Genomic DNA, 13,433 nt, shown 5'->3' on the forward strand with positions numbered 1-13,433 from the left:
TATTTTCATAAATAAGAAGGCATTCATACATTTGAAATAAATATGCAAACAAATCATAACTTAATAGAAATCTATCTTTAATTTTCTCGGTTTACCTTAGCGTCATCAATACATCGAGCAAGAAAGCTCATCGATTACAACTAGGGTAATAAGAAAATGAAAAAGGCAGCACTAACTACTGCAGTGTTAACAGCATTGGTATCAGCACCATCTTTTGCGGCGACAGTGTACAAAGATGGCGGCACTGAATTGAAGGTTGGCGGTCGCGTCGAGTTTCGTGGTGACTTTATTGGTTCAGGCGGTGCTGAAGTAGACGGTTCCATGGAAGATAAGTCACGTGCGCGTCTAAACCTAAAAGGTAAGGCTGACATCGGTAACGGTCTGTCTGCATTTGGTGTTTACGAAGCGGAACAAAAAACCGGTAAGAGCGAATTTAAAAACCGCTACATGTACGCAGGAGTAAGTGCAGATGCAGGTAGCTTCTCTGTAGGTCGTCAAGACATGGCTGCCGTTATCATCTCAGACATGACGGATATCACCGAGTTTTCTGGCGTTCAGCAAGTCATTGACTCATCTTCGGATAAGCAAGATAGCGTTTTCGCTTACCGTGGTGAATTCGATGCTCTACAAGTTCAAGCCACTTACCAAGCTAACTCCGAGGATAGCCAAGATAAATACGGCATTTCTGGTCTTTACTCTCTACCAATCGGTCTTGACCTAGGTCTTGCATACTCAGGCGGTGATGTAGACAAAGACAATTCAGAAGACCAAATCCTTGGTGGTATCGCTTACTCACTGGATAACCTCTACCTTGCAGGTACGTACTCACAAGGTGCACTGACAGATTCTGAAGACTTTACCGCTTATGAGCTAGTTGCAAGCTACAAGATCGCAAGTAAGTTTACCGTCGCTGGTCTTTACACTTTCCAAGAAAACGATCCAAATGGCGCTGTAAAGTACGATGCAGTTGAAGGTTTTGAGCTTGTGGGATACTACAAACTGAATAGCAACTTCCGCACTTACCTTTCTTACTACATGAACCAACTTGATGAAGCGAAAGACGCGGAAGGTAAAGTAACCGAAGGCGAAGATACACTTCGTCTTGGCGTACGCTACGACTTCTAATTGCGGCTTCTGCCCAAGCCAGCATCGCAGCAAGTTTTTGACCGGCACTTCGTGTCGGTCATTTTCTATTTATTGAGATAAGACCAACAGCTTTTCTACTTAAACCTAACTGCCCTCTTTTAATGCATTTACTCCCGAAGTTAGTGCAATTCCTCTAGTAGCCGTTAGACACGCCCTTCTCACCCTTTAAAAATCAACACGTTAAAAGTTGGCACACTAGCTGCAATATTAAAAACGAGCAAATGCATGGCAGCGTTTGTGCTTCTCGTTCTTTGTACCTACTTCGGTAGGCACGTCCTTTGAATTGGTAATGTCGCCTCCCTCTGGGAGGCATTTTTTTATTGGCTACCCCAACATTAGAACGTATGATCCTATCTATTGTTTAAAACCGGAAATATCCAATTGAATCATCATCCTGTCCAAGGAGCATCTTGGATGCTTACCGCAGGCTTGGCTTTTGCCATCGTTAATAGCTTTGCTCAAATCGCAAGTATTCACTTTGGTGTGTCATCCACGACATTTGCACTCTTCCAATACGCTATCGCCTTTTTCGCTATCTTGCCGTATCTGCGAACATTAGGAATTCGTCAGTCTCTACGTACTAACCACTTTGGGTGGCATGCATTGCGCATCTTCTTGGCGGTTATCGGTATCCAGCTTTGGTTATGGGCTCTCGCTTATCCGGTTCCTATCTGGCAAGGCATCGCTTTGCTTATGACTTCACCGTTGTTTGCAACGGTAGGTTCAGGTTTAATTCTGAAGGAAAAAGTAGGTGTTGCTCGTTGGATCGCAACGCTTACTGGCTTTATTGGCGCAATGATCATTCTTGAGCCTTGGTCAGACTCTTTTACCTGGGCAACGTTACTGCCTGTCGGCGCGGCTTTTTTCTGGGCATCTTATTCTTTAATGGTGAAAAAGCTGTCGGTGAACGATCCACCATCAACCATGGTGGTTTACTTACTGCTCTTGATCACGCCCTTTAATATTTTGCTGGCGGCACCTACATTTGCAATGCCTGAAGGCTGGAACATTTGGGGAATCTTAATCGCCGCAGGCATACTTACGGCACTAGCCCAGTGGGCAGTAGTCAAAGCTTACGCTGTCGCTGATGCATCGTTTGTACAACCATTCGACCACGCGAAACTGCCCTTAAATGTCTTTGCAGGCTGGCTAGTATTCAACTGGGTGCCACCAGGTCGACTATGGCTTGGTGCTGCAATCATTATCGGCTCCATTGCTTTCATTACTCATTGGGAAGCGAAAAAAAGAAAGTAATTTGAAAGAAATTTCTCGGTTTTGAGTTCTATATTTTCAGGAAAGGAAATGAGGAGCATCTTATGACACAGCCAATCAAAATTACATTGTATCGTTGGGCCGGCAGTTGGGGACCATTCAAAGTCAATATCCCATGCGGGGAATGTACATTAACCAAAGATATTCTTGCTGACACATTTGAAAATGAATTAGCAGATGTGCCAGTCGAGCTAGAAGTGAAAGATTGGTTGTCTCATTGGTGGGAGCCATTAAAACTTGGAGCATGGCATGCCCCTATCCTAGTCGTTGAAGGCAAAGTCGTCAGCCAAGGGGAAGCGCTAAACCGAGGCGTGCTTGTTCAATCTGTCATTGCTGAATGGACCAAGCGAGATCAGCTTAAAGGCAACATCGTTTACGGTAAGGCGACATGCCCTTACTGTGTTAAAGCGAAAAAGTTGCTTGATGAAGCTGGCGTTGACTACAAATATCACGATGTAGTGAAAGACAGCGCAGCCCTATATCGTATGATCCCTGAAGTGAAAGCCATCATTGGTGAAAAAACACCAGTGACCGTGCCACAAATATGGTTAGACGGTAAGTACATTGGAGGCGCGGATAATCTGGAAAAGTGGTTGGCTGAGAAAGGATTAGATAGCGTGCCAGATAACGTTGTCGAGATCCCAAGTCAAACGGCTTAAATATATCGATTGAGATACCCAGAGCCAGAATGCAAAAAGCCCCGATATGACATCGGGGCTTTTCTTATTAATTCGCTAGTTTTTTCATTACGCGAGCAAACATAGAAGGCTTTTTCTTCTTCGCTTTACCGTAAAGCGCTTTGTGCATCGCGTCTTTAGCCATCATTTGACCAAAGTAAACACCACCAAGTTCGTAACCCATGACCTTCTCCTAAGAAGCAATTAACTGGTTTATGTTGTAATTTTACACCACAAAAACCATAAAACAAGGTATAGGTCACATTTATTTTGTAATTTAATTACAAAAATTTTTATCCTAGCGAATAAGAAACGTAATTAACGTTTAGGTTGCTGGTATGTTTTACCTGCTGCTTTGTAGGTGTCTTTCAGTTTAATTTCAAAGAAAGTCTCGAAGAACCAAGCCGCAAACTTGATCAGGTGGTCACCTTCATTCATTACATGCTCAACGAACTCTTTCTCTTCACCAGACTCATCTGCTTGAACCGTAATGTGGTAAATGCGTTTTTCACCTTCTACTTCAGCAAGACCGAATTGACCTGTTAGCGATTCAGCAGCCTGAGCGACTTCTTCTTCCTCAGATGCTTTTAATAGCTCTAGCGCTTGAGGTAGGTTTTCTTGTTGACCGATTTCTTTCAGTAGAGCTTCAAATTCGTTTTGTTGCATGATTTCACCTAACAATGAACGGGTGTTGTCGATATGCCACTATTAACCGAGTGTAGATAACGACACAATAATTGGTTGCGCATTTTAGAGAGGACAACATGCCCTTGCAACCACATTCAACTAAGAACGCTCTGGTTGGACTAAACCACCAGAAAGGGTACGGAACTGTCCAACCACCAACACCAAACAAGAAATCACTGCAATCGAAATATAAAAGACGCCGAGTTGATGTTGAGTTGTTACCCAAGTTTCTACCAGATAGCCGCCAAATAGCCCTGCTAAACACATCTGAATAGAACCCGACAATGCAGATACCGCACCTGCCTGTCGTTTATGAGGCGATAGCAGTAAACTGATCGAAACAGGGAAAGACATGCCTTGCGCGAAGCTCAAACACGTAAAGGCAATGAGCAAAGATGTCGCTGTAAACGGCAATATAAGAAGCATCACTCCTGAAAAGGCAACAATGACAAAACTCATCAAAAGGATCTGTTGCTCTTTGTATCGAGCATTGATGATGTTGAGAACTAAACTCCCCATCAATAAACCTGCCGAAGGCACAATCATCAAGGTACCGTAATCGGCAGCAGTGAGACCAAGCTCTTGTTGCATTAAGAACGGATAGAGAGACAGTGTCACCAAAGCTGATAAGTAACTCAACCAGTTGTAGCTTGCGCTGCCTATTACTTGTTTGTTGGTCAACAACTCAAAGTAATTGCGCATCACACGTTTTGGCTCAAAGTGGCGTTTGGGGTATGGCAGCGTTTCATGCAGCACAATAAAGCCAAGGGTAAAGATCGCCGTAAGATAAATAAGAACGAAGACAAAAACCGCATGCCAACTAATGTGATAAGCAATCCATCCACCAAACAAAGGCGCAACAATCGGCATCACAGAAGCAGTCACCGAGATGTATGACAACACCTTTGTGAGCTGCGCTCCATCATAGCTATCTCGCAACACAGAGCGCCCAAGAACAGAGGCACTCCCAGCCCCAAGACCTTGTAGTAGACGTCCGGTCTCAAGTGCAAAAATGTGGTCCGCAAAGGCAATACAGATGATGGTTCCGACGAGATACACACTTTGTCCCAAGATAAATACAGGACGGCGACCAATTGCGTCGGATAAAGGACCATAAATTAGCTGTGAGACACCAAATCCGACAAGAAACAGCGTAACCAAGTTTTGAATCGTATGCTGAGGAAGATTCAAATCGTGACCAATCAAAGGCAAAGAGGGAAGATAGATACTGACGCCTACTTGACCAGTCGCGATGATCATCATCGCCAACAATAATGGTGTTTTACGCAATATACCCTCCTTACGTCATGACAGTTTCACGACAGACAGTGTATATTTGATACTCAAAGATGATAATAAACCAAAATGGAAAGGGATTATTTCCCCTGAGGATGGAATAAGATGGATTGGATTCAGAGCGTTAATAGCTATATTCGCGTAGTCGAGGAAGGTAGCTTTAACGCAGCAGCGAGAAAACTCAACACAACCAGCTCCGCCATCAGTAAACGTATCCAATGGTTAGAGGACAAGATTGGTGTTCAATTATTAAAGCGAACCACTCGCTCGATCAGCCAAACTGAAGCAGGCGCTTTGTTTTATGAACGAGCCAAAGTCCAACTCGACTCTTGGCAATCCGTTTTAGATGAAACCCGCTCTGTTAACCAATCACCAGCAGGACTACTTAAAATTGGTGCGACTTTGGCGGTAGGCTCTAAATTTTTAGTACATTATCTTGATGATTTTCTTGAAAAATACCCTGATATTAAACTTCAGTTGATCACCACGCTACCAGGTCAGATACCAGAACTTAGCCTAGATTTGTTTATCAGCCGTGAGTTGGAGCAACTCAATTCCCTCAGCTTTAAAGCCAGCCCATTGTTCGAGCACAAAGCTCAGTTTTATGCTGCGCCAAGTTATCTAGAGAAACACGGTACACCAAAAACAATCGAAGAATTGTCGCAGCATAACGTTTTAATCTGGGGTGAGAAACCAGTACGAGAAATCAAGACCAATCGTGGAAAACGTGTCAGCCTATCGGGAAATTTCGCCACGACGAACCCAGAAGCCCTCTTCCATGGTGCTAAACGAGGCATGGGAATCTTGCTGTCTAATAACGTGATGATCAAAGAAGACCTAAAATCCGGCGCTTTAGTACCCATTCTTCCGGAAGTGACCGCTGATGAAGCGACTGTATATGCCTACTACCCAAAGCTGGACTATCAACACACCCGAACTCAACTGTTTCTCGACTATCTAAAAACGCGCTTAGAAGAAGAGAAACGTGCCTAAACTTTTGACTCTCTGGTGCTTCAAGTACTAGAGAGTAACTAGCCTTCTCCAAAGCGACTACCACTTTGATGAGAGTTAGCTCCCCTAGCACCTCACCCTATGGTTGAAAATCACCAATAAAACGTATCTTGAGTTTGAAAAATCACCTGAAGTAAACAATAGTTAACGTGATGCATATCGATTAAATGAGAAAAGATCGTGTAATAAAGCCAACACAAACACGATATGGGTAAACACAACGTCGGGTGAAATGTTCAATGGATCATGAACAAAAAAGTATCCAGTTACTTGATGAAATTCTAAAGCTCAATGGTAGCGCACTACTCGACAGAGTAACGCTTGAGCTCCATCAGCAATTTCAAAGCTACTGTACTTGCGTAGTTGAGATAGCACACCTACAACATTGTGCGGTGACACTTTCCAACTCTAGTGGCGGAACCATCGCAGACAGCATGTGTTACGGATTAGAAGGCACTCCTTGTGAGCAAGTCGCACAAGACATTGGCGAACTCATCTTCTATCAAGATGAAGTTTACAAGCTATTTCCTGAAGACCAAATGTTTCAGGACGCTGGCATTCAAGCGTATATCGGACTTCCTTTAAAAACACATACAGGTGAAGTGTTAGGCATCTTAGTGTCAACATTTACTCACTCCATCAGCGAAGCTGAAGCCGAAGAAATCATCTTCCATCACCGTTTTTATGCAAACATCATCATCCATAGTTTGCGAGAAAAGTGGATCAGTGAACGCTCAGACAAACTTCTCAACCAACTCAGTTACGAAGTCTCTCATGACAATCTAACAGGGCTGCTCAATCGCAGTTGTTTAGCTGATACGTTGGAGACCTTAACTCAGCAGGCAACTCGCCCTTTTAGTCTTGCGTATCTAGATATCGACAACTTTAAATCCATCAATGACATCAACGGTAACTACATCGGTGACCAAATCATTAAGTTCACTGCAAATGCGATTCAACAAAGCTTAACCTCGCCCAACAATGCGTTTCGAGTCGCAGGTGACGAGTTTGCTTTTATTACCTATGACGAAGATCCTGTTAGCGTCTGCCAAGAAATCCTCGATAAAATCGAAGCAGGCTATTCAGACAAATCCAATCGTATTTCTTTCACTGTCAGTATCGGGATCGCGAGAGCGCCTGTGCATATGCTGAATAGTGATGACTTAATACTGAATGCGAGCCTTGCGCTAAAAGACTGTAAAAAACGCCGAGACACCCGTATTCAACATTACGACACCCACTTAAGTGCACTTTACCATCGCCAGACACAACTGATTGAAGCACTGCGTGAGCAGCTTCGTTTAAGCATTGATGAAAATGAAGAGCTTTATGTCGTAGTCCAGCCAATTGTTGACATCACCAGTGACCGTTGGGACTACTTTGAAATCCTCGCGCGTTGGAACAGCAGCGTTTATGGCAACGTCTCGCCAGTGGAATTTATTGAAGCCGCCGAACAATCAGGGTTAATCATTGAGCTAGGCGAGCGCATCGTGGAACTCGCCTGCCGCGCAAAACAAAACTTAGAACGACAACTGGGTTACACCGTCAAGCTTTCAATTAACTGTTCAGCTCATGAACTTATTGATTCTAATCGCTACATGAACTTCCTTACTCGGATTCTAGAAAAATACCATCACCAAGCTACAGACTTTGTTATCGAGCTTACAGAGACAGTCTTGCTGTCACAAAGTGGTCGAGAACAGATGGTATTGAATTCGTTACGCTATCTAGGCTTTAAGGTCGCATTAGATGATTTCGGCACAGGCTACTCAAGCTTAAACTACATTCACAACTACCCTATCGATAGCATCAAAATCGACGCGACATTTGTACGCAACATGCTCTCAAATACGACGTCAGAACAAGTCGTTTTGTTGATCGCTCAACTGGCTCAGTTGCTTGAGGTTGATCTTATTGCTGAGGGGGTTGAGGATGACAGAGCCTTGCAAAAGCTCATTGAAATGGGTTGCCACCATATTCAAGGCTATTTTTATTCGAGACCACACAATGTTGACGAGCTAATTGGCATCATCAACGAAAAGCAGATGAAAAGCGCTTAAAAAAAGACCAAACAATGTTTGGTCTTTTTTGTGATTTATAAAACGGCTTGTTCTTTGTCTTTAAGCAGTTTGTCCATCTCGTCTCGAGTAGCAATAAAGCTCGCCATTTCCTTTTTAGGCACAGAGCTTGCCATCGGGATCTTCGCTCGCATTGCATTAACAGGACGACCGTATTCGATCAATTCGTAGTGAAGGTGCGGACCTGTTACACGTCCCGTTTTACCCGATAAGCCAATACGTTGACCACGAGAAACTTTCTGACCTTTCTTCACGAGGATCTTACTTAGGTGCAGATAGCGCGTCTTGTACTTACTGCCGTGCTCAATCACTACGTAGTTACCCGCATATGGGTGTTTACGTGTCATGATAACCGTGCCATCCCCCGTTGCTTCTACTGGTGTACCGATAGGCACAGCCCAGTCAGTACCGTTATGAGGTGCAACTCGACCCGTTACAGGATGAAGACGTTTCGGGTTAAAGCCTGAGCTGATACGCCAGCCTCGACTAACAGGGTAACGTTGGAAGGCACGCTGTAGGCTCTCACCTTTCGCATTATAGAATTGACCGTCGGTATGAAGATAAGCAGTCACTTCACGACCACGGTTGTAGATCTTAATTGCTTCGATTTCGTTCTTGCCAGTCGGTACGCCATCAATACTTTGAGAACGACGAACCACTTCGAATCGGTCACCTGCGCGTAAGTCTTTACCGAAGTTAACCTGCTCTTTTAGTAGGTTCACCACTTGGCTGATTTCCGCTGAGCTCAAGCCCAAACGATTTGCTGATGACGAGAAACTACCATGAATCACGCCAACTAAAGGTTCTTGATGCCAAACACCTGGGATTGAGATGTCCGAGAAATCGTAGCTGCCATCAGCATTACGACGATAAACGACTTTGTCGGCGATAGAAAATTGAAGCTCCATCTTTTCCAATTCACCCGTCGACTCATCACGCCAAAAACGCAATGTGTTGCCGGGTTTTAAAGTATCAAGAGCAAGGAAGTTCAAATCCGTCTCCATCACTTTCATCAACGAACTGTAGCCAAAGCCCAGTTGGCTAAAAATGGAGCTCAGGTTGTCACCTGCTTGGATTTGGTATTCAAAATTTGGGGGAGAGACAACTTCTGCTGTTGTTGCCTCAAGAATATTTTCTACAACTCGCGATTCAGGCAAGTTAAGGGCGATGGTTTTAGTAAGGGAAGACTCTTTGAGAGAGTTAGAAACACCAATCGCAACTAATACTGGCAAGGAGTACAACAGTAGCGCTTTACGACTTGTCAGATTCGGCAACCGTCTTGTTGTAATTTCATTTGTAGACACGGGAATTACTATCTCCTTTATAACAAGGCTCATAGCTTATGCATTCCCGCATAAGAAATCACTATGAAATTACGAGATCTAGCGCAGAAAACACTTATTTTTTACAGAAGACAAAAAAATTCATTACTGTTGCATATGTAAGTTATTACCTACACGTTTAAGAGTGGTTGTAATCAATTGATTTGGTTGTTCTGCCATCGCTTGATCTTCTCCATGTTGAAGATATGAAAGCGAAATTTGTGTATCGCTGTTCCATTTCAATGAAGACATCTTGATTCGATCACCAATGAAAACGCTGTTAAGCAATACAACACGGCTTGGTACAGCATCAAACTTAAATAAACCGATGTAGTAAAACGCCCCAGAACCTTGTGTTGTCACGATCACAGGAGCCACAATCCAAGGGGTCTCACTTACGTTACGCTGCGCAATAAACTCGGTAGGTACCAGTACCTCGCCTTTTGTTGCACCAGCATCATACTGACCTTTTAAAAAACCATGCTCTTTATCCCACTCATCAAGAAAAGTCACCGCACCCTGCTCTGGAACTTGAACAGTCCACGGATTTCGTGACTGAATACCCAGCACTTCCGCTACGATTGAATTAGATTGTGCCTGCGCTTGAGGAAACTTTGCCATGATCTCATCATCAGAAAGGCTAAACCGGTAAATGCCCGCAATAATAACCACAGCTAACAGTACGATTGGGATCAGGAGAATGAGGGGAATAGGTAGGATTCTCTTACGAGTCATGAAGACTTCCTTGTGTTCTTGTTCTCTGAATTATGTTCGGAGTATATACCATTTATAGAGCGAAGACCGCTCTGCCTATCCGTTCATTTTGACTCAAGTGTTTCAAAATTAAACTAAACTGTTTGGTGGGCAACCAATAGGTAATAACGATGACAAAAATCACCCACACATGCGAGTGTGCCTGTGGCTTAGTCCAACTGCGTTGCACGGCGGAGCCCATTCGCACTTCTATTTGCCACTGTTTCGAATGTCAAAAGCGCACGGGGAGTGTGTTTGGTGTTCAAGCTCGGTTTCACAAAGACCAAGTAATATTAGATGGCGATACCACCAGTTATACTCGTATCGCCGATTCAGGAAATCAAGTGCATTACGAATTTTGCCCGGCATGCGGTACAACAATGCGCTTACTGCTTTCAGACGTCCCAGACTACGTGGTGATCCCAATGGGATTGTTTAACAATAAAGAGTTTCCACAACCCACTATTTCCATTTATGAGCAAAGAAAACAGGGATGGGTCAGCTTTGATTGCACCATGGAACACGTTAGATAAATATTTGTTATGCAGAATTTGAACTCTCTCAACATTTGAGTTTGCTCAACAATAGTTGAGACTTTATTGAGAATGATCAACCAAGTAATCGCGTAAGTACTTTCGTTCCGCGCCACGAGCGCTATAATCTGCTCCTAACATTTGGTGAGGCTTTATTGTGATTTCCAGACTTCCTCGTTGGGTGGAATATGGCGCTTTTCTGCTTGCTCTTCTCGCAGGTTGCGTCAATGCCGTGGGTCTTCTCGGCTTTCAACATCAAGCGATAACGCATCTTTCCGGAACCGTAACTCAGCTAGGGAACAGCTTGCTAACAGGTGTGGATACAACCATTCACCTGCTCCTTATTGTATTTAGCTTTTTGATTGGCTCTGCATTTAGTGGATTCTTTATCGAAAGCAGCGCGCTCAAGCTTGGTCGTCGCTATGGTGTAGCTCTTTGCATAGAGGGTAGCCTGCTGTTGCTCAGCTTGGGCTTTCTGGTACAAGGTAATGTTTATGGTCAATACCTTGCCTCTGCCGCTTGCGGCTTACAAAATGCGATGATCACAACATTCAGCGGAGCTGTCGTCCGAACCACTCACATGACCGGTATTATTACTGACCTCGGTATTATGATTGGAGAGAGCTTGCGAGGACGTCAGTTTGACCGACGTAAAGCCAAGCTGTTTATCTTTATCTTCCTTGGCTTCTTATTAGGCGGTACAGCTGGTGCAGGTTTATTTAACGTTTACGAGCTGTACGCATTAGCCTTCCCGGCTCTGTTAGCTTTTATAATTGCCATTGCATACTGGAGTTACCTCTACTTGCAGAGCCGCAACCAAACCGCCTAGTTTTTAATGACGGTTTAAGCATTCGACTTAAACCGTCTTATCTCTCTTGTCACTCGGTTAGCCTATAAACCCTATCTACTGGCAGAAAACGCTGTCATTGGCTTGAGATCCCAATCACATTTGCTAGGCTTTTTATTGCTCTAGTCACACTGTACCCCTTAACACTCTGCACTGAGCAGCTTACGTGCTACAATTTTCTAACACGAGCAACAAATTCATATACAACATTCTAGGTTTAGTACTTTTAGCCGAAAAAACGGCTGAATAACTAGATGTATTTAATGAATAGTATTGCAATGGATGCAGTTTGCGGGTAATCTCCGCACACTGTGATTAAATACGGATGTTTAGTGAATATTTATGTCATGGAATATGGCGAGTATTGACTAGTAGTAACACGAGACAAACAATGCATAACAACACTAATGCTGCTGAAGCGCCTAAGGGCAACTTTTGGATGTTCTTCATCCCATCCCTAATCGGTCTTCTACTTTTCATGGCACCAATCTCTTACGATGGTGGTCTGACAATCCCTGTCGCGGTAATGGCAAAAGTCATTCCTGCAGTTCTTGGCGATACTTTAATTGCTATCGTAACCGCTATTGTTGCTTTCATGGCGCTAGCTTCTGTTCTTTGCAAAATTTTCAAGCCAGCAGCAATCCTACGTAACGGTTTCTTGAACGGTCTATTTAATCCGTCTCCACTTTGGTTGTTGGTTCGCCTAATTGGCGGTGCAGCGGTGCTGATGACGTTCTTCCAAGTGGGTCCAAAAGCAATTTGGGAAGAAAACACAGGCGGTCTTGTTCTTACTGGTCTGCTACCAACGCTATTCGCGGTATTTATTTTCGCAGGTCTATTGCTGCCTTTATTACTTAATTTTGGTCTATTAGAACTGTTCGGTGCCCTACTAAGTAAAGTAATGCGCCCAGTCTTCAACTTGCCAGGTCGTAGCGCGATCGACTGTATGGCTTCTTGGTTGGGTGATGGTAGTGTGGGTATCCTACTAACCAGTAAACAATACGAAAACAACTTCTACACTCAACGTGAAGCTGCGGTTGTAGGTACGACTTTCTCAGCAGTATCGATTACCTTTAGTTTGGTTGTCCTTGCTCAGGTTCAACTAGAGCACCTATTCCTGCCTTTCTACGGCGCAATCTGTCTAGCTGGCGTTATTGCAGCAATTATCATCCCTCGCCTACCACCATTGAGCCTAAAGAAAGACCGTTACATGGATGGCAGCGAACCGAAAAAAGATGCGGACGCAGTACCTGCTGGTCACACGACTTTTTCTTGGGGTATGGATCTTGCGCTAAAACGCGCTGGTCAAGTGACTTCTGTACAGTCGGTATTTAAAGAAGGCGTACATAACGCAATCGACATGGTGTTTGGCGTACTTCCTGTGGTTATGGGTCTTGGTACCGTGGCATTAATCATTGCAGAATACACGTCTGTATTTGAGATCCTAGGTCAACCATTTATCCCTTACCTAGAATTGCTACAAATCCCTGAAGCAGCAGCAGCGTCTCAAACTATCGTTGTTGGTTTTGCAGATATGTTTATCCCAGCAATCCTAGCGGCATCTATCGATAACGAAATGACTCGCTTTGTAATTGCAGCAATGTCAGTAACTCAGCTTATCTACATGTCAGAAGTGGGCGCTCTGCTTCTAGGTAGTAAGATTCCAGTGAACATCGTAGAACTGTTCGTAATCTTCATTCTACGCACGCTGATTACGCTACCTGTCATTGCAGGTGTAGCTCATCTTATTTTCTAAATTTGATGCAATTGATAAAGGCTCCGCTCTGTCGGGGCCTTTTTTGTATTTGTAA

Annotated in this window: 13 protein-coding genes; 8 read left to right on the plus strand and 5 right to left on the minus strand. The window is 43.9% G+C overall.

What is annotated here, in order from left to right:
• Positions 1-156 precede the first annotated feature (156 nt).
• The 3 genes from MHO32_RS13975 (at position 157) to MHO32_RS13985 (ending at position 3,077) form a co-directional block, all read left to right on the plus strand.
• Positions 157-1,125: a porin gene (locus MHO32_RS13975; RefSeq protein ID WP_017190769.1), complete on the plus strand. Its 969-nt coding sequence runs from the start codon at positions 157-159 to the stop codon at positions 1,123-1,125.
• A 435-nt stretch (positions 1,126-1,560) separates the two neighbouring features.
• The gene (locus MHO32_RS13980) at positions 1,561-2,400 is read left to right on the plus strand and encodes a DMT family transporter (protein WP_005452406.1); all 840 of its coding nucleotides are present in this window, start codon (positions 1,561-1,563) and stop codon (positions 2,398-2,400) included.
• A 62-nt stretch (positions 2,401-2,462) separates the two neighbouring features.
• The gene (locus MHO32_RS13985; RefSeq protein WP_005452412.1) at positions 2,463-3,077 is read left to right on the plus strand and encodes a glutaredoxin domain-containing protein; all 615 of its coding nucleotides are present in this window, start codon (positions 2,463-2,465) and stop codon (positions 3,075-3,077) included.
• A gap of 67 nt (positions 3,078-3,144) precedes the next feature.
• Here the strand turns inward: MHO32_RS13985 and MHO32_RS25770 are convergent, their stop codons facing one another.
• From MHO32_RS25770 to MHO32_RS13995, 3 genes are all read right to left on the minus strand, one after another.
• The gene (locus tag MHO32_RS25770) at positions 3,145-3,279 is read right to left on the minus strand and encodes a hypothetical protein (RefSeq protein ID WP_005452414.1); all 135 of its coding nucleotides are present in this window, start codon (positions 3,277-3,279) and stop codon (positions 3,145-3,147) included.
• Between the two features lie 134 nt (positions 3,280-3,413).
• Positions 3,414-3,761 (minus strand): hypothetical protein, encoded by a 348-nt coding sequence (locus MHO32_RS13990; RefSeq protein WP_239212565.1) that lies wholly within the window; start codon positions 3,759-3,761, stop codon positions 3,414-3,416.
• Positions 3,762-3,881: 120 nt separating this feature from the next.
• The gene (locus MHO32_RS13995) at positions 3,882-5,072 is read right to left on the minus strand and encodes a multidrug effflux MFS transporter (RefSeq protein WP_239212575.1); all 1,191 of its coding nucleotides are present in this window, start codon (positions 5,070-5,072) and stop codon (positions 3,882-3,884) included.
• Positions 5,073-5,183: 111 nt separating this feature from the next.
• Between MHO32_RS13995 and MHO32_RS14000 the strand changes: the two genes are divergently transcribed.
• Positions 5,184-6,071: a LysR family transcriptional regulator gene (locus tag MHO32_RS14000; RefSeq protein ID WP_017190772.1), complete on the plus strand. Its 888-nt coding sequence runs from the start codon at positions 5,184-5,186 to the stop codon at positions 6,069-6,071.
• Between the two features lie 257 nt (positions 6,072-6,328).
• Positions 6,329-8,149 carry a putative bifunctional diguanylate cyclase/phosphodiesterase gene (locus MHO32_RS14005; protein WP_005452427.1) on the plus strand — a complete coding sequence of 607 codons (1,821 nt, stop codon included), beginning with the start codon at positions 6,329-6,331 and terminating at the stop codon, positions 8,147-8,149.
• Positions 8,150-8,184: 35 nt separating this feature from the next.
• Here the strand turns inward: MHO32_RS14005 and MHO32_RS14010 are convergent, their stop codons facing one another.
• Both MHO32_RS14010 and MHO32_RS14015 read right to left on the minus strand, forming a co-directional pair.
• Entirely contained in the window at positions 8,185-9,471 is a 1,287-nt protein-coding gene (locus MHO32_RS14010) for a peptidoglycan DD-metalloendopeptidase family protein (RefSeq protein WP_005452428.1), read from the minus strand.
• Between the two features lie 123 nt (positions 9,472-9,594).
• Entirely contained in the window at positions 9,595-10,224 is a 630-nt protein-coding gene (locus MHO32_RS14015) for a hypothetical protein (RefSeq protein ID WP_005452429.1), read from the minus strand.
• 149 nt (positions 10,225-10,373) lie between these two features.
• On the opposite strand from MHO32_RS14015, the gene MHO32_RS14020 reads away from it, so the two are divergent.
• The 3 genes from MHO32_RS14020 (at position 10,374) to MHO32_RS14030 (ending at position 13,378) form a co-directional block, all read left to right on the plus strand.
• Entirely contained in the window at positions 10,374-10,775 is a 402-nt protein-coding gene (locus tag MHO32_RS14020) for a GFA family protein (RefSeq protein ID WP_005452431.1), read from the plus strand.
• Between the two features lie 157 nt (positions 10,776-10,932).
• Entirely contained in the window at positions 10,933-11,604 is a 672-nt protein-coding gene (locus MHO32_RS14025) for a YoaK family protein (RefSeq protein ID WP_026000373.1), read from the plus strand.
• Between the two features lie 409 nt (positions 11,605-12,013).
• Positions 12,014-13,378, plus strand: coding sequence for a YjiH family protein (locus MHO32_RS14030; RefSeq protein ID WP_005452434.1), 1,365 nt, complete (start codon positions 12,014-12,016; stop codon positions 13,376-13,378).
• Positions 13,379-13,433: the final 55 nt, after the last annotated feature.

This window comes from Vibrio sp. MMH1-50 (assembly GCF_022347645.1).
Classification (GTDB): domain Bacteria; phylum Pseudomonadota; class Gammaproteobacteria; order Enterobacterales; family Vibrionaceae; genus Vibrio; species Vibrio harveyi.